This window comes from Dongia sp. agr-C8, from assembly GCF_054658695.1.
The window spans coordinates 120,620-144,524 of the sequence record NZ_BAAGHZ010000001.1 but is presented as its reverse complement, the minus strand read 5'-3'; the positions used below and the strand labels follow the sequence as shown (position 1 = coordinate 144,524).

Sequence of the window (23,905 nt, the reverse complement as noted above, 5' to 3'; positions counted from 1 at the left end):
AGGATTCGTTTGAAGTCGCCGGCGCGGCATCGCAGTCTTGCAGCTGCTCAACCTCTTGGGAGAGCGATCGGCTCCTGGCGCGGTCGCTCTCCTTTTTTGCGCCTTGAAGTCCGCGATGCCGTTTTCACGCGTTCCCTTGCTGGTGTTCCAGATCGGGCTGATCCTGGCCTGGAGCTCCGGCTATGTCGGCGCGATCATCGCCGCGGATACCGGATCGATCGTGCGGGTGCTGCTCTGGCGCTTCGTCGGCGTGGCGCTGCTGTTCTCGCCGTTCCTCATTGCCGCGTTTAGCCGCGGCGTCACCTGGCGCTGGGTCGCGCTGCACAGCCTGCTTGGCGTGATCGGCATGTTCGCCTGCGTCGGGCTCGGCATCCAGGCGATCAACCTCGGCCTCCCCGCCGGAACCGGCGCGCTCATCTCCGCGCTGCAGCCGCTGGCCGCCGCGGTGCTGGCCGGGCCGCTGCTCGGCGAACGCGTCATCAGGATCCAGTGGATCGGCCTCGCCATCGGCTTCGTCGGCGTGTTGTTCTCGGTCGGTGGCCTCACGGGGAGCGACCAGCTGCTCGGCTATCTCTGCAGCTTCGCCTCGATGGCGGCGATGGTCGTCACCACCCTCATCGCCAAGGCGAAGTGGGACGGTTCGGATCTCGGCCCCGCGCTGGCCATGCAGACCACGGTGACGGCGGTGCTGTTCGTGCCGGTGGCGCTGTACCAGGGCGTATTCTGGCCGGAGCCGAGCTGGCATTTCGCCGGCGCGGTCGGCTGGGCGATCCTGTTCTCCACCTTGGGCGGCTATGGCTTCTACTATCTCTGCCTGATGCGCTCAGGGACAGTGCGGACCAGCAGCCTGATCTACCTGACCCCGCCGGTGACCCTGGTCTGGGCCTGGGCGATGTTCGGCGAGCCGATGTCGCTCTACACCTGGGCCGGCCTGCTGCTCTGCCTGGCGGGAGTCTGGCTCGCGCGCGGCGAGCGACTGCCGCAAACCGTGCTCAGCGCGGAGAAGGCCTGACGACACCGACGAAAGTCGGAGTTTCCGTCGGCTGCCGCACGGCCCCAAAGCCTTGCGACCCCATCCGCGAGTTGACAAAATGCTGACAGCGTGACGGGTCGCCGTCCGTGCAATCAGACCTGCCGCGATGACGGCGGGCGTCATTTTGGGAGGAGCTTCGTGAGAAATTTCTTCGCTGCAGCTCTACTGGCCGCCGCTTTCGCCCTGCCGGCGCAGGCTGAAGACTACAAGATCATGGCCCCGGCGGCGCCGGGCGGCGGCTGGGACCAGACCGCCCGCGCCATGCAGGCGGCGTTGCAGGACGGCGGCATCTCGCCCAGCGTGCAGGTGACCAACGTTCCCGGCGCCGGCGGCACGATCGGCCTCGCGCAATTCGTCAACCAGACCAGCGGCGATCCTTCGCAGCTGATCGTCGGCGGCTACGTGATGGTGGGCGCGATCCTCACCAACAATTCGCCGGTGACCCTCGACCAGGTCACGCCGATCGCGCGTTTGACCGGCGAGTATGAGGCCATCGTCGTGCCGGCCGCTTCCGAGATCAAGGACATGAATGGCCTGGTCGAGAAGCTGAAGGCCGATCCCGGCTCGGTCTCCTGGGGCGGCGGCTCGGCCGGTGGCACCGACCACATCACCGCGGGCCTGATCGCCAAAGCCGTCGGCGTCGATCCGACCAAGGTCAACTACGTCGCCTTCTCCGGCGGCGGCGAAGCGCTGGCGGCGATCCTCGGCAACCAGGTCACCGTCGGCATCTCCGGCTACGGCGAGTTCGCCGAGCAGATCAAGGCGGGGGCGCTGCGGCTGATCGGCATCTCCTCGGACGAGCGGGTCGCCGGTATCGACGCCCCGACCTTCAAGGAATCCGGCGTCGATGTCTCGATCCAGAACTGGCGCATGGTCGCGGCGGCGCCCGGCATCAGCGCCGAGCAGAAGGCGGCGATCACCGCGGATATTGAGAAGATGGTGAACTCGCCGGCCTGGCAGAAGACCTTGGCCGACAAGGGCTGGGCCAACACCTATCTCGCCGGCGATGCCTTCTCGGCGCAGCTGAAGAAGGATGTCGAGGCGACCGGCGCGATCCTGAAGGACATCGGCCTCGTCAAGTGAGCGCGGATAGCAAGGAGACCGCCCGGTCGGGACCCGACCGGGCGGTCCTCGTCATCGCGGCGATCCTGGTGCTGGCCGGCGCAGCGGTCGGCTGGGCGACCCTGCATCAGCCGACCACGATGGGCTATTCCCCGGTGGGCGCCCGGGCGGTGCCCTTCATCATGGCGGGCGCGCTGGCGGTGTTGGGTGTGTGCACCGCGGTCGCGGGAATCCGCGGCACGTTCCCGAAGCGGCAGAAGCAGGACATCCCGCCGATGCTCTGGCTGGTCGGCGGGCTGGCGGTGCAACTGCTGACCATGAAGACCGTCGGCTTCTCGATCGCGACCGGGCTGCTGTTCGCGGCAGCGGCACGCGGCTTCGGCCGCGGTCCGCTCTGGATGACGATCCCGATCGGCATCGTCCTCTCCTTCGTGGTCTGGTTCATTTTCGCCAAGGGACTGCAGCTGACGCTTCCCGCCGGCCCGCTCGAGAAGCTGTTCTGATGGAGACCTTCGAGCTGCTGTGGCAGGGATTGCAGACCGCGTTCCAGCCGTCGCATCTGCTGTTCGCGCTGATCGGCGTCACGCTCGGCACCGCGGTCGGCGTGCTGCCGGGGATCGGCCCGGCGCTGACCGTGGCGCTGCTGCTCCCCGTGACCTACAAGCTCGATCCGGCGGGTTCGCTGATCATGTTCGCCGGCATCTACTACGGCGGCATGTATGGCGGCTCGACCACCTCGATCCTCTTGAACACGCCGGGCGAGAGCGCCTCGATCATCACCGCGATCGACGGCAACCAGATGGCCAAGCAGGGCCGCGGCGGGCCGGCGCTGGCAACCGCGGCGATCGGATCCTTCATCGCCGGATTGCTGGCGACGCTGGGACTCGCCTTCATCGCGCCCTCGGTGGTGCAGTTCGCCCTCAAGTTCGGGCCGTCGGAATATTTCGCGCTGATGCTGCTGGCCTTCATGACCGTCTCGGCGGCATTCGGCGAATCCACCTTGCGCGGTCTCACCTCGCTGGTGATCGGCTTGACGCTCGGGCTGATCGGCATCGACCAGCTCACCGGCCAGGCGCGGCTCAGCATGGGCCTGCCGAACCTGCTCGACGGGATCTCGGTAACCACGCTCGCGGTGGCCCTGTTCGCGGTCGGCGAGGCGCTGGCGGTGGTGGCGCAGCACCGCATGAGCGACGGCAAGATCGAGGCGATCAAGGGCTCGGTCTGGATGAATCGCTCGGACTGGAAGCGGTCCTGGAAGTCCTGGCTGCGCGGCACCGCGATCGGCTTTCCGATCGGCGCCATGCCCGCCGGCGGCGCCGATGTCTCGAGCTTCCTCTCCTATTCGGTCGAGAAGCATTTCGCCAAGGACCCGCAGGAATTCGGCAAGGGTGCCATCGAAGGCGTGGCCGGGCCGGAGGCCGCCAACAACGCTTCCGCCGCCGGCACCCTGGTGCCGCTGCTGACGCTCGGCCTGCCGACGACGGCGACGGCGGCGATCATGCTGGCGGGCTTCCAGCAATTCGGGCTGCAGCCGGGGCCCCTGCTCTTCGCCACCAACGCGCCGCTGGTCTGGGGCCTGATCGCCAGCCTGCTGGTCGCGAACCTGATGCTGCTGGTCCTGAACCTGCCGCTGATCGGGCTCTGGGTGAAGCTGCTCACCATCCCGCAGCCCTGGCTCTATGCCGGCATCCTGCTGTTCGCGACCCTGGGCACGATCGGCGCCGATGGCTCGACGGCGATGCTCGGGCCTGTCCCGGTCTCCTTCGGGCTCGGCCTGCTGTTGGCCTTCGGCATTCTCGGCTATGTGCTCCGCCGCTTCCATTATCCGATCGCGCCGGTGGTGGTCGGCCTGATCCTCGGGCCGATGGCGGAGAAGAGCCTGCGCCAGGCCTTGCAGATCAGCCAGGGCGACTGGCTGGCCCTGTTCCATTCCTGGATCGCGATCCTGCTCTGGCTCCTCGCCGCCGCCGCGGTCGTGGTGCCGCTTTATCTGCGCGCCCGGGGCAAGGCCAGGCTGCTGGAGCAGATCGCGACCGACGAGGACTAGCGAGCTGGAGGCCGCGATCCTCACGCCGTCTTTACAGGTCAGCTTCCTGAACCACCTTGAATCCTGCGGGTGCGACATCCCAGCTTTAGGGGCGGCCGCCGATCCCGGCGACCCGTTCACGGAGCATTCCATGCGGATCATCAAGCGCCTCAAAGCCTCCAAATCGGGGCTGGAGGTGCATTACCTGTCGCAGGTCCGGCCCGCGACGGGACTGGCAACGGCACCCGCTGTCGCCAACCTCGGTCATTGGGTCATTCGCCCCGCCAATTCCCGGACCACGACCCGGGTCTGGCGCTTCCGCTAGATCCTAGCGGTCGGCGAACTTGCCGACCGGCACGCCGGCGACCGCCAGGCGCAGCACGGCGAGGCGGCCGGATTGCGGGTGCGACGCCGCGTTGCCGTCGGCGTGGCTGGTGACGAACATGGTCTTCATGTCCTCGCCGCCGAAGCAGGGCATGGTCGCGGCCGGGAACGGCAGCGTCACGGTCTCGAGCAGCTTCCCTTCGGGGCTGAAGCGATTGAGCAGGCCGGCGGAGACGCCGGCGCTCCAGTAGCAGCCTTCGACGTCGCAGGCGCCGCCATCCGGGCGGCCGGCTTCCTCGGCGATCTCGGCGACGATGCGGCGGCGGTTCGACCAGGCGCCGGTCGCCGGCGCGAAGTCATAGGCATCGATCCAGCGGCCGCGCGAATCCGAGTGATACATCACCGTGCCGCCCGGGCCCCAGGCGAGGCCGTTGGGCACGGTCATGCCGCTCAGCTTGATCTCGGCCTTGCCGTCGGCGGTGATGCGATAGAGCGTGCCCTGTGCCTCGCGCACCGGCCGGTCGTCCATGGTGCCGACCCAATAGGCGCCGTCGGGCCCAATCTTGCCGTCGTTCAGGCGATTGACCGCCGGCTCATGGTCGAGCGCGACCAGCGGCGTGAGCTTCCCGTCGGCCGTGTTGAAGAAATAGACGGCGCGCGCCACGCCGACCACCAGCCGCCCGCTGGCGCAGATTCCGAAAGATCCGACTTTGCCGGGAAAGCTCCAGCGCTCGGTGACCGCACCTTTCGGATCGGCGGCGAGAATGAGGCCCTCGGTGATGTCGCACCAGAGCAGCCGGCCCTTATCCGCGTCCCAAACAGGGCTTTCCCCCAGCTTGTTCTGGTGCGTGCCGAACAAGGCGGGGGCGCTGATCACGACCGAGGCTGTCATCTTTTGTTCCTGAGGGATTTGCGGTGGGCCGACAGCTTAGGGCGCGGCGGGAAAATTGCCAGCGCCGATCGCATCGGGCTAACGTGCGGGCTTCCCCTGCAATGAGGATCATCCATGGAACTCGGCTTGATCGGCCTCGGCAATATGGGCGGCAACATCGCCCGCCGCCTGATGCGCGCCGGACACCAATGCGTGGTGTTCGACACCAAGACGGAAACCCGCGACGCGCTGGCCAAGGAAGGCGCCGTCGGCACGGATTCGCTCGAAGCCCTGGTCAAGGGCCTGAGGCAGAAGCCGCGCGCGGTCTGGGTCATGCTGCCGGCCGGCCAGATCACCGAGGACACCGTCAACCGCCTCGCCGCACTGATGCAACCCGGCGACATCATCATCGACGGCGGCAATTCCTATTACAAAGACGATCTCCGCCGCGCGAAGGCGCTGGCCGAGAAAGGCATCCGCTACATCGACTGCGGCACATCCGGCGGCGTCTGGGGCCTGGAACGCGGCTATTGCATGATGATCGGCGGCGAGAAGGACGTGGTGCAGCATCTCGACCCGATCTGGTCGGCGCTGGCCCCCGGCATCGGCGAGGTGCCGCGCACGCTCGGCCGCGAAGGCGAGCCCAGCCAGGCTGAGCGCGGCTATATCCATGCCGGTCCTGCGGGCGCGGGGCATTTCGTGAAGATGATCCACAACGGCATCGAATACGGGATGATGCAGGCCTTCGCCGAGGGCTTCGACATCTTGCGCAACAAGAACTCCAAGGACCTGCCCGAGGCCGAGCGGATGGAGCTGAACCTCGCCGACATTTCCGAGGTCTGGCGGCGCGGCAGCGTAGTCACTTCATGGCTGCTGGACCTGAGTGCCGCGGCCTTGCTGAAGGACCCGGCGCTCGACGGCTTCTCCGGCTTCGTCCAGGATTCCGGCGAGGGCCGCTGGACCATCGAGGCGGCGATCGAGGAAGCGGTGCCGGCCGAGGTGCTGGCGGCTTCGCTGTTCGCCCGCTTCCGCTCGCGCCAGGAGCATACCTTCGGCGAGAAGCTGCTCTCGGCGATGCGCTTCGGCTTCGGCGGGCATCTCGAACGGCCGAAGAAATAGGCGCGCCGCATGAACGAGATGCACAAGAAGCCGACCGCCCGGGTCGATGCGCCGCCGCGCCGCGTCCCCGATCCCGCCGACCCCTGCGCCATGGTGATCTTCGGCGCCGGCGGCGACCTCACGCACCGCCTGCTGATGCCGGCACTCTACAATCTCGCGCAGACCAGGCTGCTGCCGGAGAATTTCGCGCTGATCGGCCTCGGCACCGCCGACCGCTCGACCGAGAGCTGGCGCAACGACCTCCATGCCGGCTTGAAGGCGGCGCATCCGCGGATCGGCGAGATCGATGACGCGGCGTGGGAACGGCTGGCGGCGAAGATGCAGTATCTGCGCGGCGACCTCAAGGACCCGGCGCTCTACGACAAGATAGGCGTCGCCTTGAATGAGGTCGAGGCGCAGCACGGCACCAAGGGCAACGCGATCTTCTACCTCGCGGTTGCCGACCGCTTCTTCGCGACCATCGTCGAGCGGCTGGGCGAAGCGGGGCTGACGATCCAGAATCTCGAGGGTGAGGGCAAGCGCTACTGGCGCCGGGTGGTCATCGAGAAGCCATTCGGCAACAGCGTCGATTCGGCGCGCGCGCTCAACGACCACATCCTGCAGACCCTGAAGGAGAACCAGGTCTTCCGCATCGACCACTATCTCGGCAAGGAGACGGTGCAGAACATCATGGCCTTCCGCTTCGCCAACGGGCTGTTCGAGCCGATCTGGAACCGCGACCGGGTCGACCACGTGCAGATCACCGCGGCGGAGACGGTCGGCGTCGAGAAGCGCGGCAAGTTCTACGAAGCGACGGGTGCCTTGCGGGACATGATGCCGAACCATGTGCTGTCGCTGCTGTCCCTGGTCGCCATGGAGCCGCCGGCGCGCTTCGACGCCGCCTCGATCCGCAACAAGAAGACCGAGGTGCTCGCCGCGATCCGCCCGGTGACGCCGGAGCATGCCGTGCGCGGCCAGTATTCCGGCGGCAAGGTCAACGGCGAGACGGCGGTCGCCTACCGCAAGGAACCGGACGTCGCGCCCGATTCCAAGGTCGAGACCTATGTCGCCATGCAGCTCGAGGTCGATAACTGGCGCTGGGCCGGCGTGCCCTTCTACATCCGCACCGGCAAGCATCTCTCCGACCGCAAGACCGAGATTGCGATCCGCTTCAAGCAGGCGCCGGCCGCGCCCTTCGTCGACATGCCGCATTGCGGGCTCCGGCCGAACTGGCTGGTGCTGCGGATCCAGCCGGACGAAGGCATCTCGCTGCAGTTCGAGGTGAAGCGCCCCGGCCCGGTGGTCGAGCTCGCCGCGGTGAAGATGGATTTCCACTACAACGACTGGTTTCCGCGCGAGCCCAATGTCGGCTACGAGACCCTGCTCTATGACGTGATGATCGGCGATCCGACGCTGTTCATGCGCGCCGATACCGTGGAGCAGGCCTGGCGAATCGTGCAGCCTCTGCTCGACGCCTGGGCCGCGGATGAAGGGCCGATCGCGACCTACCCTTCCGGCAGCCAGGGACCGGCCGCCGCCGACGAACTGCTCGAGCGCAACGGCCATGCCTGGCGCCCGGTCGAGCTGCCGCCGGAATTGCGCGACTGATGGATCCTGCTGGAGAGAGACGATGCGAACCGAGACCGTGACCTACGAGGCTGACGGCCTCCATTTCAAGAGCGAGCTCTTCGTCGAGGCCGGCACCGAGCCGAAACCGGGCGTGCTGGTCTTCCCCGAAGCCTTCGGGCTCGGCGATCATGCCCGGCATCGCGCCGAAGGCCTGGCGAAGCTCGGCTATGCGGCGCTCGCCTGCGATATCCATGGCGCTGGCCGGCTGGTGGAGGATCTCGGCGAGGCGCTAGGCCTCCTGAAGCCGCTCTATGCCGACACCAAGCGGATGCGGGCGCGCGGCCTCGCCGCCTTGAAGATGCTGAAGGCGCGCGAGGAAGTGCTGGAAGACCGCACGGCCTCGATCGGCTTCTGCTTCGGCGGAACCATGTCGCTGGAGCTGGCGCGTTCCGGCGCCGACCTCATGGCGGTGGTCGGCTTCCACAGCGGGCTTTCGACCACGGCGCCGAAGAGTGATGCCAAGGCCTATCGCGGCCGGATCCTGGTCTGCATCGGCGCCGACGATCCCCTCATCAAGCCGGAGGAGCGCAACGCCTTCGAGGAGGAGATGCGCAATGGCGGAGTCGACTGGCAGATGCATCTCTACGGCGGCGTGGTGCACAGCTTCACCAACATCGAGGCCGACCGGCGCAACAACCCGGTGATGCGCTATTCCGAGGCCGCCGACAAGGCGAGCTGGGCCTCGATGCAGGAACTGTTCACCGCAACCCTGATGGCCTGAGCTTGGTGGCCTGAGGCGCTATTTCGTCTTCAGCACCAGCTCGACCTCGGCGAGGGTCGGCATCGAGGGCGCCGTGCCGGGCCGGGTGACCGAGATTCCCGCCGTGGCGCAGCCGAAGCGCACGGCCTGGAGCGGCTCCATGCCGCGGGCCAGGGCCGCCGCGAAGCCGCCGTTGAAGGCATCGCCGGCGCCTGTGGTCTCGACCACCGGCGCTACCTTGAACGCCGGCACCAGCTCCGACTTGGCCGTGGTGTGGTAGAGCGCGCCCATTTCACCGAGCGTGATGATCGCGGCCTTGGCGCCCTTCTTCAACAGGGCATCGGCGGCCCTGCGGGCGCTGTCCTCGGAGTTGACTTTGATGCCGGTCAGCTCCTCGGTCTCGGTCTCGTTCGGGGTCACGTAGTCGCACAAGGCGAAGACCTTGTCCTCGAGCGGTGCGGCTGGCGCCGGGTTGAGGATCGTGATCGCGCCGCCGCCGCGGGCGATCTCCAACGCCCGGACCGCGGCCGGCATCGGCTGCTCCAGCTGGGTCACGAAGACCTTGGCCGAGGCGATCAGGTCTCGCCGCGCGTCCATGTCGGCGGCGCCGATCGTGGTCGCTGCACCCGGGCAGACGATGATCGCGTTGTTGCCGGTTGATTCCTCGATGAAGATATAGGCCGCACCGGTGTAGCTGTCGCTCATCTGCGTCACCGCCGGCTTCACCCCCGCCGCCTTCCAGGTGGCGAGCGCCATGTCGGCGAAGGGATCCTTGCCGAGCTTGGTGATGAAGGTGACGTTGCCGCCGGCCTTGGCCGCCGCAACCGCCTGGTTCGAGCCCTTGCCGCCCGGCCCCAGCGCGAAGCTGGTCCCGAGGATGGTCTCGCCCATGCGCGGCGCCCGCGGCGCGCGATAGGCGGTGTCGGCGACGAAGACGCCGAGGATAACGATGGAATTGCCGGACATGGTCGCGCGCTAGTACTTCACGTCCGGCGAGATCACACCCTTGGTCAGGATGAAGCAGCCGTAGAAGCGGCGCTCGCCGGTCTGGATCACGCAATAGGCGCTCTTGGCCTTCTCATAGAAGGCGAAACGCTCGATGCCGACCAGCGGCCAGGACTTGCCTTCGGCGGCGTCGATCGCCTTCTGCACTTCCTTCTGCACCGCCGGGATCTCCTTCGGCTTACCCACGACTTCCATGCGGCCGGCCGCATCGTCGATGAAGCTGTCGAGCGGCATCACGGAGAGCACCGCGGCGGCAGCCTCTGCGGAGGTGCAGTTATCCATGCGCAGCAGCGTGCCGAGCGTGGTTTGGCGCGCGATCGAGTCCGACGGAAAGTTGGTGTCGGACAGGACCAGATAGTCGCCATGGCCCATGGCACGCAGCGCATAAAGCACGTCCGCGTTCAACAGCGGATGGATCCCCTTCAGCATCAGACTCCCCTTTGGTCTTCGTTGGCTGGATCGAGTTGGCCGCACCCGCACACTCGTTGTTTCATCTAAAGGCGCTAGACCCTTTGCCCCGACTGGCTGTCGAACAGATGCACCTGCTCGACCCGCGGCCGGAGATGCACGGTCTGGCCGGGCGCGAATTGATGGCGCTCACGGAACAGGGCGACCACTTCCTCCTCGCCCACGCGCACGACCACCATGGTCTCCGAGCCGGTCGGCTCGACCACGGCCACCTTTGCCGGGAAGCCGTCCTGCGCGAGCTCGAGGTGCTCCGGGCGGATGCCGTAGACCACCGGCTGGCCGTCGGCGACCGTGTGCTTGCCCGCCACCGGCAGGCGTGTGCCGCCGACCTCGACCGAGCCGTCGCCCTTGGCCGCGCCTTTCAGGAAGTTCATCGCCGGCGAACCGATGAAGCCGGCGACGAACAGATTGCGCGGGCTGTCATAGAGCTCCAGCGGCGTGCCGATCTGCTCGATGATGCCGTCATGCATGACCACGATCCGGTCGGCCATGGTCATGGCCTCGATCTGGTCGTGGGTCACGAAGATGGTGGTGGTCTTCAGCCGCTGGTGCAGCTCCTTGATCTCGGTGCGCATCTGCACCCGCAGCTTCGCATCGAGGTTGGAGAGCGGCTCGTCGAACAGGAACACCTGCGGGTCGCGCACGATGGCGCGGCCCATGGCGACGCGCTGGCGCTGGCCGCCGGAAAGCTGGCGCGGATAGCGGCTAAGATATGGCTTCAACCCCAGGATCTCGGCCGCCTTCTGCACCCGGTCGTCGACCGTCTTCTGGTCGGTCTTCCGGAGCTTCAGCGCGAAGGCCATGTTGTCGGCCACCGTCATATGCGGATAGAGCGCATAATTCTGGAACACCATCGCGATGTCGCGCTGCGCCGGCGGCAGGTGATTGACCACCCGGTCGCCGATCTGGATCGTTCCGGCGCTGATGGTCTCGAGGCCGGCGATCATCCTGAGCAGCGTGGACTTGCCGCAGCCCGAGGGACCGACCAGCACGACGAACTCGCCGTCGGCGATGTCGAGGTCCACGCCGTGGATCACATCGACGGCGCCGAAGGTCTTGCGCACGTCTCGGATGGTTACCTGGGCCATTCTCGCTCCCCATACGCTATCGATTGATTTGAAACCTGAACTACCCGACCGCTGGGCCGAAGTCTATCCGGAACCGACCCACCGGCCTCCTCCCAATTGGTTCATTTCGCAACTGCGTTAGACGCCCATGTTCTTTGCCGATGAATAGAGAGTTTATTGACACTCTGCGCAACTGCTTCAATACTCCTACGGCCGCTTAAACCGATTTTATGGGCCAAAAAGGGCTGGATCGCGAATAACCAGAGCGTTTCGACCGAAGCGCTCGATTTCCGTTTGTGGTCTCGACCCGCGATAAAGACTGGGCGCCCAAAAAGCTCGGCGATCTGCGGAACACGAAAACAGAATTTCTTCCGGGGAGGATGACGTCGATGAAAAGCCATATCTATGAACTCGCCATGCAGGCGAGCCGCCGGCAGGTGCTGAAGGGCATGGCCGGGGCGACCGCGCTGGCCGCCGGCGCCACCACGCTCGGTGGATTCCCGAAGGATGCGCGCGCCGACTTCCGCGCCGATCTCCTGAAGATTCCCGGCGTCGGCAAGGGCTCGCCCACGGATGCCGATTGGCAGAAGGTCGGCGAGATGTGCCTGGGCGCCACCAAGGAGTCGGTCAAGGAAGGCGAGTTCAAGGGCGTCGAGCTCACGTTCATGGGCCTGAACAACCAGAACCAGCATAACTTCCTCTATCGCGGCTTCCTGAAGCCCTGGGAGGCCTATACTGGCGCCAAGATCACCTGGATCGATCTCGCGCAGGCCGATTATAGCCCCCGTCTCCTCCAGTCGGTTGCGACCGGAACGATCGATTTCGACATCATCGAGATGGGCGCGCCGTTCGAGGGCGATGTCTGCGGCAAGGGTCTCGCTTCGGTGATGCCGGACTGGGTCAAGCAGCAGATCGACATGGACGACTATGTCGATTACCTGAAGGCCCCGGTCGGCACCTGGGACGGCAAGACCTATCGCATCTCCTGCGACGGCGACTGCCACAACTTCAACTACCGCACCGACTATTTCAGCGACGCCGATCTCGCGAAGCAGTGGAAGGAGAGCGGCGGCCAGGGCGAATGGGGCGTGCCCAAGACCTGGCAGCAAGTCCAGGCGGTCACCAAGTTCCTCAAGGGCAAGCAGGTCGGCGGCCAGGATGCCTTCGGCTACCTCGATCCCTGCAAGGGCTGGGGTGGCTACGGCTTCTACTTCCTCGGCTCGCGCGCCACGGCCTATGCCAAGCACCCGGAGGACAAGGCCTGGCTGTTCGACGTCGATACGATGAAGCCCCGAATCAACAACCCGGCCTGGGTCCGCGCGATCCAGGACGTCGTGGACGTACTGCCGTTCGAGCCCGCCGACCAGATCAACGCCGATCCCGGCACCACCGCCTTCCAGCAGTTCCTGGCCGGCGTCGGCGGCATGGTCTCCTGGTGGGGCGATGTCGGTTCCAATGCCAAGACCAGCGACTCCTCGGTCATCGGCGACGTGGTCGGCTTCTCGATCCTGCCCGGTTCGGACGACGTTTACAACGCCAAGACCGGCCAGTGGGACAAGCTCGCCAGCGGCCCGAACTACGCGCCCAACATGGCCTATATCGGCTGGGGCGTGTATGTGATGGCGCGTGTGGACAGCGATTCCAAGAAGCAGAAGGCAGCCTGGTCGGCGGCGGCCCATCTCGGCGGCAAGGACCTGTCGCTCTGGTGCGCGGCCTATCCCTCCGGCTTCCAGCCCTACCGCAAGAGCCACTTCAACGTTCAGGAATGGATGGCGGCCGGCTACGACGAGGGCTTCATCACCAGCTACCTCAACTCGGAGAGAGACTCCTACAACCACCCGAATGCCGCGATCGAGCCGCGCATCCCCGGCATCTTCCAGTACTACAACGTCGCCGAGGACGAGCTGCAGAAGATCTTCGCCGGCCAGGTGCCGGTCCAGCAGGGCGCCGACAACATCGCGGCGGCCTGGGAGAAGATCACCGACCAGATCGGCCGGGACAAGCAGGTGGCGCTCTACAAGGCCTCGCTTGGCATGTAGTTCGCTGTCTTCCTTGTCGATAGAGGGATCGTATCGGCCGGTGGCGCTTGCGGCGTCACCGGCCGATCGTTTATCTAGAGTCAATTATGTCGTCATTGCCGGGCTTGACCCGGCAATCTAGCGCCAGGCGGAACCAGATGCCCGGGTCAAGCCCGGGCATGACGATATGCCTCCAGTTCTCGTGAGACTTTCTTGATGGCGAGCGCCGAAACCTTCACCGATCCGATCGCGCCCGGGCGCAAGGCCGCCGGCCGCGCGCTGATCTGGGGCGCGACGCTGCTCCTCGGCCTTGTAGTGCTGCTGCAGGCGCTGGACGCCGCCGGCAGCGGCCCGCTGCAGTTCGAGACCTGGCGCCCCACCCTCTACGCCTACATCGTCTGGGCGATCGCGCTCGGGGCAGCGCAGGTGATGATCCGAGGCGAGGCCGGGCAGCGCGCGCTGTTCGTGCTGCCGGCGGCGCTCTACACCGTCGCGGTGGTGATCTTCCCGACCTTCTTCGGCCTCTACATCGCCTTCACCGACTGGAACCTCTCCTCTTTCGAGGGCCGGCGCTTCAACGGCATCGACAACCTGGTCGAGCTGTTCCACGACGCCTTCTACTGGAAGGCGCTCGGCAACATGGTCTTCTACGTGATCATGGTGTTCGTCGAGTATGCGATCGCCTTCGGCTTGGCGCTGCTGCTGAACGCCGAGATCCGCGCCCGCAAGTTCTGGCGCGTCGCCTTCCTGATCCCCTTCATGCTGAGCCCGGTCGCCGTCTCCTGGATGGTGGGCAAGTCGCTGATGGAGGTCCGCTTCGGCCCGCTCGCCCGGCTCGCGAAGGAACTCGGCTGGAGCCAGCCCAACTTCTTCGGCTCGGGCTGGGCCGCGAGCTTCAGCATCGAGGCGCTGGATGCCTGGGTCTCGATCCCCTTCATCATGATCCTGCTGCTGGCCGGCCTGCAGGCGATGCCGAAGGACGTGCAGGAAGCAGCAAGGGTCGATGGCGCGACGCCCTGGCAGTCGTTCTGGAAGATCACCTTCCCGCTGATGCTCCCGGTATCGGCGACCGCGGTGATCTTGAGGATCATCTTCAAGCTGAAACTCGCCGACATCGTCATCAACATGACCTATGGCGGCCCCGGCGGCGCCACCGACACCGTCTCCAGCTACATCTTCCGACAGTACCGCGACCGCTCGAACGTGGGCTACGGCACCATGCTGGCGATGTTCTACCTGGTGCTGATCATCATCTTCGTCACCTTGCTGCTGAACTTCGTCAGCAAGCACATGAAGAAGGTGACGTGATGACCGCCGCGGAGATGACTTACCAAGGCGCCGCCGAGACGCCGGCCCAGCGCAACAAGCGCCTGCTGGGACGCTTCGGCATCTATGCCGCGCTCATCTTCTGGGCCTTCGTCTCGCTGTTCCCGGTCTATTGGACCATCACCACGACCTTCAAGACCGCGCGCGACGTGACCCAGGGCAACATCGTGCCCTTCGTCGATTTCCAGCCGGCCTGGATCGGCTGGCGCTCGCTCGGCCTCTCGCCGGACACGATCAACCAGGTCTCGACCGTGCGCGACGAATTCCTCGGCCGCTTCCTGAACAGCATCTTCGCCTCGGTCGGCGCCTCGCTGCTGGCGGTGCTGATCGGCTCGCTGGCCGCCTACGGCCTCTCCCGCTTCCAGTACAAATTTCTCTGGATGCGGAACAAGGACATCTCCTTCTTCTTCCTCTCCCAGCTGATCCTGCCGCCGGTCGTGCTCGCCCTGCCCTTCCTCGTTCTCTACAAAGAGCTGGCGCTGCTCGACACAAGGATCGGCATCATCCTGCTCTATACATTGACGGTGCTGCCGATCGTCATCTGGATCATGCGCGACCAGTTCGACACCATCCCGGTCGAGCTCGACGAGGCGGCGCAGGTCGACGGCCTCTCGGTCTGGGGCGTGTTCTTCCGGATCGTGATGCCGATCGCGCTCCCCGGCATGGTCGCGGCCTTCATCCTCTCGCTGATCCTCTGCTGGAACGAATATTTCTTCGCCGCCCTGCTGACCGGCACCAATGCCAAGACCCTGCCGGTCATGGTCGCCAGCCAGACCGGATCGCAAGGCATCAGCTGGTGGGCGATGGCGGCCCTCGCCACCTCGGCGATCGCGCCGCTGGTGGTGATCGGCATCGTGCTCGAGCGCTACATCATCAAGGGCCTGACCGCCGGCGCCGGGAAGTAGACGACAGAAAGCAGAAAGCGGAGAGGATGGGCCTCTCCGCTTCCGCTGATCACGCCTCCTCTGATGATGGTGGTGGTCGGCGTGGAACCTCGTCGGCTGCGCTAGCGCAGGCCACCCTTCCGGCCGGCTTCGGCAGCCCGCTCGCGGTTGAACTTGAAGTTGCCGCCGCTCACTTGGCCGCCCTTGTGGCCGGCTGCGGCTGCGCGCTGCGGATCGTTGCGGAAGTTGCCGCCGCTCTCATGGCCGCCCTTCGCTGCGATTGCGCGTTGCTTGTCTTCATCCATCGAGGCGAAACCACGTCCTCCTGTCTGCGCCATCCAACTCTCCTTCACTCGGGTTCTGACAAGCGACGTTGTCCGCCGCTCTTAACCAAATGAAGGCCATCCGGCATTGTTCCGGTTTGCGAGACAGAAAATTGGCCGCCCAATCTCCGAAAATTCTCGGAGCGAACAGCGCGTTGCGCTAAGCGTCGAGTACCGGTTTCAGCGCGACGGTCCGGATCTCCGCGCCGTGAATCGCCGTGAGCGGCGTCGAGCGGCCGGCGATCTCGGCGGTCAGCAGCCGGTGCAGGTCATCCACCGTGAAGACCGGGCTGCCGGCGAAATCGAGAATGACGTCGCCCTTGCTGAGGCCCGCTTCCGCCGCCGGGCCGCCGGATTGCACTTCCAGAATCTGCACGCCCGAGCCCTCGGCGCGGCGCAGGCGTCGCGCCAGCCGCGCATCCAGCATGATGGTCTGCGCGCTCAAGCCCAACCGACTGCGGCGCACCCGGCCGTCCTTCATCAGCCGCGTGGTCACGTCAATCGCGGTGTCGATGCCGATCGCGAAGCACAGGCCTTGCGCGCGGCCGATCATCGCCGTGTTGATGCCGACCACCCGGCCGTTGCCGTCGGCCAGCGCGCCGCCGGAATTGCCGGGGTTCAAAGGCGCGTCGGTCTGGATCACGCTTTCGATCAGCCGCCCGCTCGGGCTCCGCAGCGTCCGGCCGAGGGCGCTGACGATGCCGGCGGTGACCGTCGCCTGGAAGCCCAGCGGATTGCCGATCGCGATCACCAGTTGCCCGACCTTGAGCCGGCCGGAGCTGCCGAAGCTGGCATGCGGCAGGCCGGCACCCTGCAGCCGCAGGACGGCGAGATCGGTCGCCGGATCGTCGCCGATCAGCTGGGCGTCGAACTGCCGCCCGTCGGTCAGGCTCCCGGACAGCTTCGCCGCCCCGCTCACCACATGGGAATTGGTCAGCAGATAGCCGTCCGGCGCGAACAGCACGCCGGAGCCGGTGCCGCCCCGGCTCTTCTCTCCGGGATGGGCGAGGATATGCACGACCGCGGGCCCGACCGTCTCGAAGGTCCTGGAAACCCGGGCCGAATAGGGGTCCAGTTCCTCATCAGGGCGGGACCCGACATGTTCAAATGAATCGTAGGGCATGACGGTTAGATGGGCGTCGAAACGGGCCGCCGCAAGCCCGCGCCCCAGGTCCGGCCTATGGGCGGGGCCAGCACTGCACTTGCCGCAACCGCCCGATCGGGCCAAGCTTGCCGCCATTTCCAATGGGGAGGGAGATCATGACCACCGTCCGCGGCGGGCTCATCCAGATGAGCCTCAAGGCCTCCACCGACCAATCGCCGGAGGAGATCCGCAAGGCGATGCTGGACGCGCATCTGCCGCTGATCGAGCAAGCGGGCAAAAAGGGCGTGCAGGTGCTCTGCTTCCAGGAGGTCTTCACCCAGCCCTATTTCTGCCCGAGCCAGGATGCCAAATGGTATGCCGCCGCCGAGGCGATCCCCGACGGCCCGACCACCCGGCTGATGCAGGAGCTCGCCCGGAAACACCAGATGGTGATCGTGGTGCCGATCTACGAGGAGGCGATGACCGGCGTCTATTACAACACCGCCGCGGTGATCGACGCCGACGGTGCCTACCTCGGCAAGACCCGCAAGACCCATATCCCGCAGGTCGCCGGCTTCTGGGAGAAGTTCTTCTTCAAGCCGGGCAACACCGAATACCCGGTCTACAAGACCCGCTACTGCAAGCTCGGCGTCTATATCTGCTACGACCGGCATTTCCCCGAAGGCTGGCGCGCGCTGGCCCTGAACGGCGCCGAATACATCGTCAATCCCTCGGCCACGGTCGCGGGATTGTCCGAGCATCTCTGGAAGCTGGAGCAGCCGGCTTCGGCGGTGGCCAACGGCTGCTATATCGGCGCGGTCAACCGGGTGGGCAAGGAAGCGCCCTGGAATATCGGCGAGTTCTACGGCCAGAGCTATTTCGTCAACCCGCGGGGCCAGATCGAGGCCATTGCCAGCAGGGACAAGGACGAGCTCATCGTCCATGACATGAACTGGGACCTGATCCGCGAGGTCAGGAACACCTGGCAGTTCTTCCGCGACCGCCGGCCGGAGACCTACGGGCCGCTGACTCGCATAGAGTAACCAGGGTGGAGTGAGCGGGCGGGATCTAGGCCTCGCCCAGCCAGTCGCGGGCGAGGCCGTAGCGGACGATCTCGGCGCGGGTCTTCAGGCCGAGCTTCTCCATCGCGCGCGACTTGTAGCTTTCGACGGTCTTGATGCTCAAGCCCAGGCGGGCCGCGGCCTCCTTGTTGGTGTGGCCCTGGGCGGCGAGCTTCAGCACCGCCTCCTCCCGCTCGCTGAGGGCGAGGCCTTCGCCCGCTGCACCCCGGCCGGCATCGGCCTGGACGAACTTGCCGGCGATCACGGGATCGACATAGAGCCCGCCGCCATGGACCGCGCGGATCGCCCGCACCATTTCCTCGGCGGCGGAGCGCTTCAGGAGATAGCCGCGGGCGCCCGCGCTCAACACCTTCTGCACATAGGCGCGGTCCTCGTGAACGGTGAGGACCAGGATCTTGGCCGCGTCGCGCTCGCCGCCGACGCGCTGCACCAGGTCGAGGCCGGAGAGGCCCGGCATCGAGATGTCCATGACGACCACATCCGGCTTCGCTTCCAGGATCAGCGCCAGGGCGGCATGGCCGTCGGCGGCCTCGCCGACCAGCTCCATTTCCGGCGCCGCCTGGATGAGCGCCTTCACCCCCGCGAGAACCACCGGGTGATCATCCGCCAGAGCGACGCGGATCCTCGGCATGTTGTTGTCCCGCCCCGAGCTGCCTCGGCTCATTTAACATCGGAGCCGCAGCCGAAGGCAATCCTAGGCCAAAGGCCCAAGCGGCCGGTTCAAGGCTCCCGCGATGCGCCGTCCTGGTCCGCCGGCAGCAGCCGCTCCATCGGCAGCGCGATCAAGACCTTGGTGCCGAGGCCGGGCGCCGTTTCGACCGACAGCGCGCCGTCATGCAGCTCGACCAGGCGGGCGGCCAGCGGCAGCCCGATCCCGGCCCCGCCATGCAGGCGCGCCCGCAAGCCATCGACGCACTCGAACGCCTTCATGGCCCTGTCCAGTTCCGCCGGCGCCATGCCGATCCCGGTATCGGCGATCGTGATCACCAGATGCGTGGTGAAATCGACCGAGACGCGGACCGCGCCCTCGGTCGGCGTGAACTTGACCGCGTTGGAGAGGATCTGGTCGAAGACCTGCCGCATCCGGCGACGGTCGCCGCGCAGCCGCGGCAGGTCCGCCGGGATATCGGCCGAGACCGAGACCGCGCCGGCGGCCTGGCGCCGGATATTCTCGATGCAGCAGCCGAGCATGGCGTTGAGATCGATGACGTCCTCGGCCAGCGCGACCTGCTCGGTGTCCAACGCCGCGAGCTCGAGGATCCCGCTCAGCATGGTGCAGAGCTGGTGTCCGGCGAGCTCGATCGCGCCGGCATATTCCTTCACCCGCTGCGGGTCCACGGCGCCGCCGCTCCGGATCAGCGCCGAGAAGCCGATGATGGCGTTCAGCGGCGTGCGGAATTCATGCGACATGTGGGCGAGGAAGTTCGACTTGATCCGCTCGGCGAACTCGGCGCGGTCGAGGGCGTGCTTCAGATCCTTCTGCTGGCGCGTGAAAACCTCGGTCATGGGATCAGGCAGCCCGGCATTGCGCATGGACGCGTGCATGACCTGGGTCCAGGAAGCGGCGGCGGACATGCCGTTGCCCGGCGAGGTCGTGCGCGCCGGAATCCGGCTGCGCCTTGGAAGGAATGTGTCGTGCATCTCTGGGCATCCATCGTCTCCGCCATCATGGCGGGCCAACCGGCATCGCAACGAAGTTAGACCTCGGGCACTCTGCAGCCTGATCGATACCATCGAGGTTAGGCGGGCATACCCAGGCCAGCCAGACGGAGAATACCCGGAAGCCTGCCCGTGAAATCCTGGCACGCCACAACTGCCGATACCCGAGACGGCACGCGACCGCGCCTCGGGCCGCGAATCGCTCCGACCAAAGGAGGAGGGTCGACCGACCAAAGATGGAGAGGGCGTGTTTTGAGTTTGGGCTCTAGGCTTCGTCGAGCCAGCCGCGGCTCTTGCCGTAGCGGACGACCTCGGCGCGGGTCCGCAGGTCGAGTTTCTCGGCCGCGCGCGCCTTGTAGGTCTCGACCGTCTTCACGCTGATACCGAGCTTCTCGGCGGCCTCGCGGTTGGTCCAACCCCGGGCCGCGAGCTTCAGCACCTCCTCCTCGCGCTCGCTGAGCACGATGCCCTGCGCGGCGGGTTCGGCGGCGTTCCTCTTGGCGAGCATCTTGTCGGCGATCGCGGGGTCGATGTAGACGCCGCCCGCATGGACCGTGCGGATCGCGCGGATGAGCTCGTCGGCGGCCGAGCGCTTCAGCACGTAACCGCGGGCGCCGGCGCTCAGCAGCTGCTGCACATAGGCGCGGTCCTCCTGGGCGGTCAGCACCAGCACCTTGGTCGCCGCATGATCCTGCGCGATCCGGTTGGCGAGCGTGATGCCGCCCATCTCCGGCATCGAGATGTCGATGATCGCGATGTCCGGCGCCTTGGCATTCAGCACCTGCAAGGCCGCAGCCCCGTTGTTCGACTCGCCGGCTACCTCGATATCGGGGGAAGCATCGATCAGCGCTTTCATGCCGGCGAGAACGACCGGGTGATCATCCGCCAGGACGACGCGGATCTTGGCCATGCTAGCTGCCGTTGAAGGCGGTCAAAGTCTTCATCCTCCCGTCGGTGGGGGCTTGCGGCGCCGGCTCCGGCACGCGGCGTCTATCGTCTCGACGGATCTTGGTATGAGGATAAGGAGCGGCCGCCGCCAAGCGATAGACGGGCGAAACCTTGCGCGGCTGTAAGGGATTTCCCGGCGCGCCGTTCAGGCCGATTCGGCCACCGGGATGCGGATGTAGAGCGTCGTGCCGGCGCCGGGGCTGCTGTCGATCGACAGCGTGCCGCCGACGACGGCCAGCCGCTCGGCGATCCCCGGCAGGCCGAGCCGCCCCTGGGCCGCCACCGCTTCGACGTCGAAGCCGCGGCCGTCATCCTCGATGATCACCTGCAGCGTGCCGTCATGCAGTTCCAGCACCAGGCTGACCGTGCTGGCCGCGGCGTGGCGCAGCACGTTGGTCAGGCTTTCCTGCACGATGCGATAGACCGTGGTCTCGACGTCATCGGCAAAGCGGCGGGTGAGGTCGCCGGCATGGTAGTCGACCCGGATGCCGAACCGCTCGCTCCAGTCGCCGGTATAGGTCTCCAGCGCCCGCAGCAGCCCGAGGTCGTTGAGCGCGGTCGGGCGCAGTTCCCAGGCGGTGCGGTGCAGGTTGCTGCCGATCTGCGCGGTCAGCGCCTGCAGCCAGCGCAAGGTCGCATGGCCGCGCTCGTCGGCAAGCACCGGCTCCAGGCTCTTCAAGCCGAGCGAAAGCCCGGTCAGGTCCTGGCCGGTCTGGTCGTGGAGATCGCGGGTGATCCTGAGCCGCTCCTGCTCCTGGGCGGCGATCATCCGCTGCAGCAGGCGCAGGCGCTCCTCCTCGGCTTCTATCTTCTGCGCCTGCAGCGAGAGCTGCGCCGCCTGGGCTCGGCGCAAAGCCGCCTCGGCCCGCACCGTCGGCGTGATGTCGCTGCTGACGCCGCGATAGCCGAGAAACTTGCCCTCCGCGTCGAAGATCGGCTTGCCGCTGGTGGTCACCCAGACATCCGTGCCGTCGGCGCGCTTTGTCCGGTAGCGGAAATCGCGGAAGGGCTTGCGTGCCTTCAGGATCTCAAAATGCTGCCGCCATTTCTCCGGCTCTTCCTCGATGTCGGTGGCGAAGTCCCACCGGCCCTTGCCGATCCGCGCGGCCGGATTGATCCCCCAATCCGACAGCGCGGCGGGAACCACGCTGAAGCGGTGCTCGACATCGGTTTCCCAGAACCAGTCATAGGCGGTCTCGGCATAGTCGCGCATGCGCTGCTCGCTGACCTGGAGCGCGTCCTCGGCGGCTCGCCGCGCGGCGATGTCCGACTTCAGCTGCGCGTTGGCCTTGCGCAGCTCCTCGTAGGCCGCGCCGAGATCGGCCGAGGCCGTGTTGATCGCCTGGGTCACTTCGTCGAGCTCGTCCGGCACCGGCGGCGCGGCACGCTGCAGCCGCAGTGTCTGCAGCGGATGGTCGACGCGCAAGCCACGCAGGAAGGCGGCGATCCGTTGCAGGTGCCGGGTGATCAGCTGATGCACGATGAACAGGATGAACGCCGAGACGATGAAGGTCTTGGCGCCCTGGGCGACGCCGACCACCAGCAGCCGCTGAATGAGCTCCTGGCGGACGTCGCTGAGGCTGGCTTCGACGGTCAGCGTGCCGATCTGGCGCGGCGTGCCGCCGACCTGATAGATGATGGGAAACTCGCGCGTCTTCACATCGCCGGAATCGCGCTGTCCGGCCTCGATCCGCAGGGGAGAGGCGGCGACGCCGCTCTCGGATACCTCGGCATGGGTGATGGTGGGCAGGCGCAGGATGCCGTCGAGCTCGGCCTGGATCTGGCGCGCGTCGACGTTCCAGAGCCCCTCGGCCAACGCGCCGGTATAGCCCGCACCGATCTCATCCAGGCGCGCGTCGACCGCGTCGACCCCGCGCCGGTAATCCAGGTAGAACTCGATCGAGGTCAGCACCAGGGTGACGGCCGAGCTGAACAGCACCACGACGGCCAGCAGGCGAAGCCCGATCCCCGAACGCCCCCGCAGCAGGCGCGGCACCAGGCTGCCGATCCCGCGACGCGGCTCGGCGGCTTCGGTGCTCTTTTCCCGCAAGGCAACCAGTGTCCGTCACTCCCTCGGTCACCTGGGGAATTCTAGACCAAGGGCGAGTTGGGCGCTATCGCAACGGGATATGCAGCAGCGGCCTACTGGCTGCCGGCCTTGATCTGCGCCCAGAGCTGATCGACCAGCAGCTGCAGCTCGGGCGCCAGCGGCTTCACCAGGGTGAGCTTCGCCTTCACCGCGTCGGTCGGAAAGATCCGCGCATCCGCCGCCAGCGGCGCATAGACCGCACCATAGCTGCCCGGTTGGGCATTGGCGTAGCCCATCTCGCCGGCCGTGGTGGCGATCATCTTCGGCTGCAGCAGGTGGTTGAGGAAGGCATAGGCGGCGTCGGGATGCGGCGCATCCTTGGGGATGGCGAAGGCGTCGATGAAGGCCAGTCCGCCCTCCCGTGGCACCACATAGTCGATGACCGCCGGCACCTGGCCGGCTTTCGGCGCGGGCTCGGAGGCTTTGAGCTTGTTGGCCGCCTGCACGGCGTCGCCGTTCCATTCGGTGGCGAGGCAGAGCTTCTTGGCCGTGAGGCCGCTCACCAGGTTGGCCGAATCCAGGGTCCGCACATAGGGACGGATCTTCTGCACCACCGCGGCGGCGCGCTCCCATTCCGGCTCCGTGGCCTTGTTGGGATCGAGGCCGAGGTAGCGCAAGGCCATCGGCAACACCACCATCGGGTCGTCGATCAGTCCGATGCCGCAGCCCTGCAGCTTCTTGGCGAAGCGCGGATCGAACAGCAACGCATAGGAATTGAGCGGCGCGTCCTCCGCCCGCTTCTTGACCAGGTCGGTGCGGAACGCCAGGCCGATGGTGCCCCAGAGGTAGATCCCGGCGGAAGCGGTCGGAAAATCCGCGCTGCTGAGGAGCTTGGTCAGGGCCGGGTCCTGCCCGGCCAGCGCCGGCAGCCGGGCGGCATCCAGCGGCTGGAACTTGCCCGCCTGGATCGCCTGGGAAAGCTGCGGCACGGCCTTCAAGACGACGATGTCATAGCCGGTATTGCCGCCGGCCAGCTTGGTCGCCGCCTCGCTCGGGGTCTCATAGGTCTCGACCATCGTCTTGGTCCCGGTCGCGCGCGAGAACGACTCGAGCACGGTCGGGCTCAGGTAGCCGTTCCAGGCATAGAGCTTGACCAGCTTCTGCTGGGCCAGGACGGGATTCTGGAAAGCCGTCATCAGGACGGCCAATGGGACAACCAGGGCAACGATCAGCGCGCGATGGGACATTCAGCCAGGAGGTTTCAAAAGG

General features: G+C 66.5%; 23 protein-coding genes. 12 read left to right on the top strand and 11 right to left on the bottom strand.

What is annotated here, in order from left to right; genetic code table 11:
• Nucleotides 1-115: 115 nt before the first annotated feature.
• The 5 genes from ACYQ4T_RS00650 (at nt 116) to ACYQ4T_RS00630 (ending at nt 4,446) form a co-directional block, all read left to right on the top strand.
• Entirely contained in the window at nt 116-1,012 is an 897-nt protein-coding gene (locus ACYQ4T_RS00650; RefSeq protein ID WP_459849900.1) for a DMT family transporter, read from the top strand.
• Between the two features lie 159 nt (nt 1,013-1,171).
• Complete coding sequence (locus tag ACYQ4T_RS00645; protein WP_459849898.1) at nt 1,172-2,116, top strand: Bug family tripartite tricarboxylate transporter substrate binding protein; 945 nt, start codon at nt 1,172-1,174, stop codon at nt 2,114-2,116.
• The gene (locus ACYQ4T_RS00640) at nt 2,113-2,598 is read left to right on the top strand and encodes a tripartite tricarboxylate transporter TctB family protein (protein ID WP_459849896.1); all 486 of its coding nucleotides are present in this window, start codon (nt 2,113-2,115) and stop codon (nt 2,596-2,598) included. The genes ACYQ4T_RS00645 and ACYQ4T_RS00640 overlap by 4 nt, the downstream gene beginning before the upstream one ends.
• A complete protein-coding gene (locus ACYQ4T_RS00635; RefSeq protein WP_459849894.1) occupies nt 2,598-4,142 on the top strand; it encodes a tripartite tricarboxylate transporter permease in 1,545 nt (514 codons plus the stop codon). The genes ACYQ4T_RS00640 and ACYQ4T_RS00635 overlap by 1 nt, the downstream gene beginning before the upstream one ends.
• A 130-nt stretch (nt 4,143-4,272) precedes the next feature.
• On the top strand, nt 4,273-4,446 hold the full coding sequence (locus ACYQ4T_RS00630; RefSeq protein WP_459849893.1) for a hypothetical protein: 174 nt from the start codon (nt 4,273-4,275) through the stop codon (nt 4,444-4,446).
• 3 nt (nt 4,447-4,449) lie between these two features.
• Here ACYQ4T_RS00630 and ACYQ4T_RS00625 read toward each other — a convergent pair whose 3' ends face one another.
• Nucleotides 4,450-5,337, bottom strand: coding sequence for an SMP-30/gluconolactonase/LRE family protein (locus tag ACYQ4T_RS00625; protein ID WP_459849892.1), 888 nt, complete (start codon nt 5,335-5,337; stop codon nt 4,450-4,452).
• Between the two features lie 114 nt (nt 5,338-5,451).
• On the opposite strand from ACYQ4T_RS00625, the gene gnd reads away from it, so the two are divergent.
• Genes gnd through ACYQ4T_RS00610 form a run of 3 tightly spaced genes read left to right on the top strand, consistent with a single transcriptional unit; the run spans nt 5,452 to nt 8,764 of the window.
• Entirely contained in the window at nt 5,452-6,435 is a 984-nt protein-coding gene (gene gnd / locus ACYQ4T_RS00620; RefSeq protein WP_459849891.1) for a phosphogluconate dehydrogenase (NAD(+)-dependent, decarboxylating), read from the top strand.
• Nucleotides 6,436-6,444: 9 nt separating this feature from the next.
• A complete protein-coding gene (gene zwf, locus ACYQ4T_RS00615) occupies nt 6,445-8,022 on the top strand; it encodes a glucose-6-phosphate dehydrogenase (protein WP_459849889.1) in 1,578 nt (525 codons plus the stop codon).
• Nucleotides 8,023-8,044: 22 nt separating this feature from the next.
• Nucleotides 8,045-8,764 (top strand): dienelactone hydrolase family protein, encoded by a 720-nt coding sequence (locus ACYQ4T_RS00610; protein WP_459849887.1) that lies wholly within the window; start codon nt 8,045-8,047, stop codon nt 8,762-8,764.
• A gap of 18 nt (nt 8,765-8,782) precedes the next feature.
• Here the strand turns inward: ACYQ4T_RS00610 and rbsK are convergent, their stop codons facing one another.
• The 3 genes from rbsK to ACYQ4T_RS00595 all read right to left on the bottom strand — a co-directional run bounded on the left by rbsK (nt 8,783) and on the right by ACYQ4T_RS00595 (nt 11,304).
• The gene (gene rbsK / locus ACYQ4T_RS00605) at nt 8,783-9,709 is read right to left on the bottom strand and encodes a ribokinase (RefSeq protein WP_459849885.1); all 927 of its coding nucleotides are present in this window, start codon (nt 9,707-9,709) and stop codon (nt 8,783-8,785) included.
• A gap of 9 nt (nt 9,710-9,718) precedes the next feature.
• Nucleotides 9,719-10,177, bottom strand: a complete 459-nt coding sequence (locus tag ACYQ4T_RS00600) for an RbsD/FucU family protein (protein ID WP_459849884.1) — start codon at nt 10,175-10,177, stop codon at nt 9,719-9,721.
• 74 nt (nt 10,178-10,251) lie between these two features.
• Nucleotides 10,252-11,304, bottom strand: a complete 1,053-nt coding sequence (locus ACYQ4T_RS00595; RefSeq protein WP_459849883.1) for an ABC transporter ATP-binding protein — start codon at nt 11,302-11,304, stop codon at nt 10,252-10,254.
• 368 nt (nt 11,305-11,672) lie between these two features.
• On the opposite strand from ACYQ4T_RS00595, the gene ACYQ4T_RS00590 reads away from it, so the two are divergent.
• The 3 genes from ACYQ4T_RS00590 to ACYQ4T_RS00580 all read left to right on the top strand — a co-directional run bounded on the left by ACYQ4T_RS00590 (nt 11,673) and on the right by ACYQ4T_RS00580 (nt 15,532).
• Nucleotides 11,673-13,322: a type 2 periplasmic-binding domain-containing protein gene (locus tag ACYQ4T_RS00590; protein ID WP_459849881.1), complete on the top strand. Its 1,650-nt coding sequence runs from the start codon at nt 11,673-11,675 to the stop codon at nt 13,320-13,322.
• Between the two features lie 195 nt (nt 13,323-13,517).
• Nucleotides 13,518-14,609 carry a carbohydrate ABC transporter permease gene (locus ACYQ4T_RS00585; protein WP_459849879.1) on the top strand — a complete coding sequence of 364 codons (1,092 nt, stop codon included), beginning with the start codon at nt 13,518-13,520 and terminating at the stop codon, nt 14,607-14,609.
• A complete protein-coding gene (locus tag ACYQ4T_RS00580) occupies nt 14,609-15,532 on the top strand; it encodes a carbohydrate ABC transporter permease (protein WP_459852008.1) in 924 nt (307 codons plus the stop codon). The genes ACYQ4T_RS00585 and ACYQ4T_RS00580 overlap by 1 nt, the downstream gene beginning before the upstream one ends.
• A 101-nt stretch (nt 15,533-15,633) precedes the next feature.
• Here ACYQ4T_RS00580 and ACYQ4T_RS00575 read toward each other — a convergent pair whose 3' ends face one another.
• The gene (locus ACYQ4T_RS00575; protein ID WP_459849877.1) at nt 15,634-15,849 is read right to left on the bottom strand and encodes a con-10 family general stress protein; all 216 of its coding nucleotides are present in this window, start codon (nt 15,847-15,849) and stop codon (nt 15,634-15,636) included.
• Nucleotides 15,850-15,994: 145 nt separating this feature from the next.
• A complete protein-coding gene (locus ACYQ4T_RS00570) occupies nt 15,995-16,957 on the bottom strand; it encodes a S1C family serine protease (protein ID WP_459849875.1) in 963 nt (320 codons plus the stop codon).
• A gap of 137 nt (nt 16,958-17,094) precedes the next feature.
• Here ACYQ4T_RS00570 and ACYQ4T_RS00565 point away from each other — a divergent pair, with 137 nt between their 5' ends.
• Nucleotides 17,095-17,961 (top strand): nitrilase-related carbon-nitrogen hydrolase, encoded by an 867-nt coding sequence (locus tag ACYQ4T_RS00565; protein ID WP_459849873.1) that lies wholly within the window; start codon nt 17,095-17,097, stop codon nt 17,959-17,961.
• A gap of 25 nt (nt 17,962-17,986) precedes the next feature.
• On the opposite strand, the gene ACYQ4T_RS00560 is transcribed toward ACYQ4T_RS00565, so the two are convergent.
• The 5 genes from ACYQ4T_RS00560 to ACYQ4T_RS00540 form a co-directional block, all read right to left on the bottom strand.
• On the bottom strand, nt 17,987-18,631 hold the full coding sequence (locus ACYQ4T_RS00560; protein ID WP_459849872.1) for a response regulator transcription factor: 645 nt from the start codon (nt 18,629-18,631) through the stop codon (nt 17,987-17,989).
• An 89-nt stretch (nt 18,632-18,720) separates the two neighbouring features.
• Nucleotides 18,721-19,641, bottom strand: a complete 921-nt coding sequence (locus tag ACYQ4T_RS00555) for a sensor histidine kinase (RefSeq protein ID WP_459849870.1) — start codon at nt 19,639-19,641, stop codon at nt 18,721-18,723.
• A 283-nt stretch (nt 19,642-19,924) separates the two neighbouring features.
• Entirely contained in the window at nt 19,925-20,569 is a 645-nt protein-coding gene (locus ACYQ4T_RS00550; protein ID WP_459849868.1) for a response regulator, read from the bottom strand.
• Between the two features lie 183 nt (nt 20,570-20,752).
• The gene (locus ACYQ4T_RS00545; protein ID WP_459849866.1) at nt 20,753-22,657 is read right to left on the bottom strand and encodes an ATP-binding protein; all 1,905 of its coding nucleotides are present in this window, start codon (nt 22,655-22,657) and stop codon (nt 20,753-20,755) included.
• A gap of 92 nt (nt 22,658-22,749) precedes the next feature.
• Entirely contained in the window at nt 22,750-23,832 is a 1,083-nt protein-coding gene (locus tag ACYQ4T_RS00540; RefSeq protein ID WP_459849864.1) for an extracellular solute-binding protein, read from the bottom strand.
• Nucleotides 23,833-23,905: the final 73 nt, after the last annotated feature.

Excerpts from the sequence above, each read along its gene's own strand:
- ACYQ4T_RS00650 (WP_459849900.1), top strand. The coding sequence starts at position 116 with ATGCCGTTTTCACGCGTTCCCTTGCTGGTGTTCCAGATCGGGCTGATC.
- ACYQ4T_RS00635 (WP_459849894.1), top strand. The coding sequence starts at position 2,598 with ATGGAGACCTTCGAGCTGCTGTGGCAGGGATTGCAGACCGCGTTCCAG.
- ACYQ4T_RS00630 (WP_459849893.1), top strand. The coding sequence starts at position 4,273 with ATGCGGATCATCAAGCGCCTCAAAGCCTCCAAATCGGGGCTGGAGGTG.
- ACYQ4T_RS00625 (WP_459849892.1), bottom strand. The coding sequence starts at position 5,337 with ATGACAGCCTCGGTCGTGATCAGCGCCCCCGCCTTGTTCGGCACGCAC.
- gnd (WP_459849891.1), top strand. The coding sequence starts at position 5,452 with ATGGAACTCGGCTTGATCGGCCTCGGCAATATGGGCGGCAACATCGCC.
- zwf (WP_459849889.1), top strand. The coding sequence starts at position 6,445 with ATGAACGAGATGCACAAGAAGCCGACCGCCCGGGTCGATGCGCCGCCG.
- ACYQ4T_RS00610 (WP_459849887.1), top strand. The coding sequence starts at position 8,045 with ATGCGAACCGAGACCGTGACCTACGAGGCTGACGGCCTCCATTTCAAG.
- rbsK (WP_459849885.1), bottom strand. The coding sequence starts at position 9,709 with ATGTCCGGCAATTCCATCGTTATCCTCGGCGTCTTCGTCGCCGACACC.
- ACYQ4T_RS00600 (WP_459849884.1), bottom strand. The coding sequence starts at position 10,177 with ATGCTGAAGGGGATCCATCCGCTGTTGAACGCGGACGTGCTTTATGCG.
- ACYQ4T_RS00595 (WP_459849883.1), bottom strand. The coding sequence starts at position 11,304 with ATGGCCCAGGTAACCATCCGAGACGTGCGCAAGACCTTCGGCGCCGTC.
- ACYQ4T_RS00590 (WP_459849881.1), top strand. The coding sequence starts at position 11,673 with ATGAAAAGCCATATCTATGAACTCGCCATGCAGGCGAGCCGCCGGCAG.
- ACYQ4T_RS00585 (WP_459849879.1), top strand. The coding sequence starts at position 13,518 with ATGGCGAGCGCCGAAACCTTCACCGATCCGATCGCGCCCGGGCGCAAG.
- ACYQ4T_RS00580 (WP_459852008.1), top strand. The coding sequence starts at position 14,609 with ATGACCGCCGCGGAGATGACTTACCAAGGCGCCGCCGAGACGCCGGCC.
- ACYQ4T_RS00575 (WP_459849877.1), bottom strand. The coding sequence starts at position 15,849 with ATGGCGCAGACAGGAGGACGTGGTTTCGCCTCGATGGATGAAGACAAG.
- ACYQ4T_RS00570 (WP_459849875.1), bottom strand. The coding sequence starts at position 16,957 with ATGCCCTACGATTCATTTGAACATGTCGGGTCCCGCCCTGATGAGGAA.
- ACYQ4T_RS00565 (WP_459849873.1), top strand. The coding sequence starts at position 17,095 with ATGACCACCGTCCGCGGCGGGCTCATCCAGATGAGCCTCAAGGCCTCC.
- ACYQ4T_RS00560 (WP_459849872.1), bottom strand. The coding sequence starts at position 18,631 with ATGCCGAGGATCCGCGTCGCTCTGGCGGATGATCACCCGGTGGTTCTC.
- ACYQ4T_RS00555 (WP_459849870.1), bottom strand. The coding sequence starts at position 19,641 with ATGCACGACACATTCCTTCCAAGGCGCAGCCGGATTCCGGCGCGCACG.
- ACYQ4T_RS00550 (WP_459849868.1), bottom strand. The coding sequence starts at position 20,569 with ATGGCCAAGATCCGCGTCGTCCTGGCGGATGATCACCCGGTCGTTCTC.
- ACYQ4T_RS00540 (WP_459849864.1), bottom strand. The coding sequence starts at position 23,832 with ATGACGGCTTTCCAGAATCCCGTCCTGGCCCAGCAGAAGCTGGTCAAG.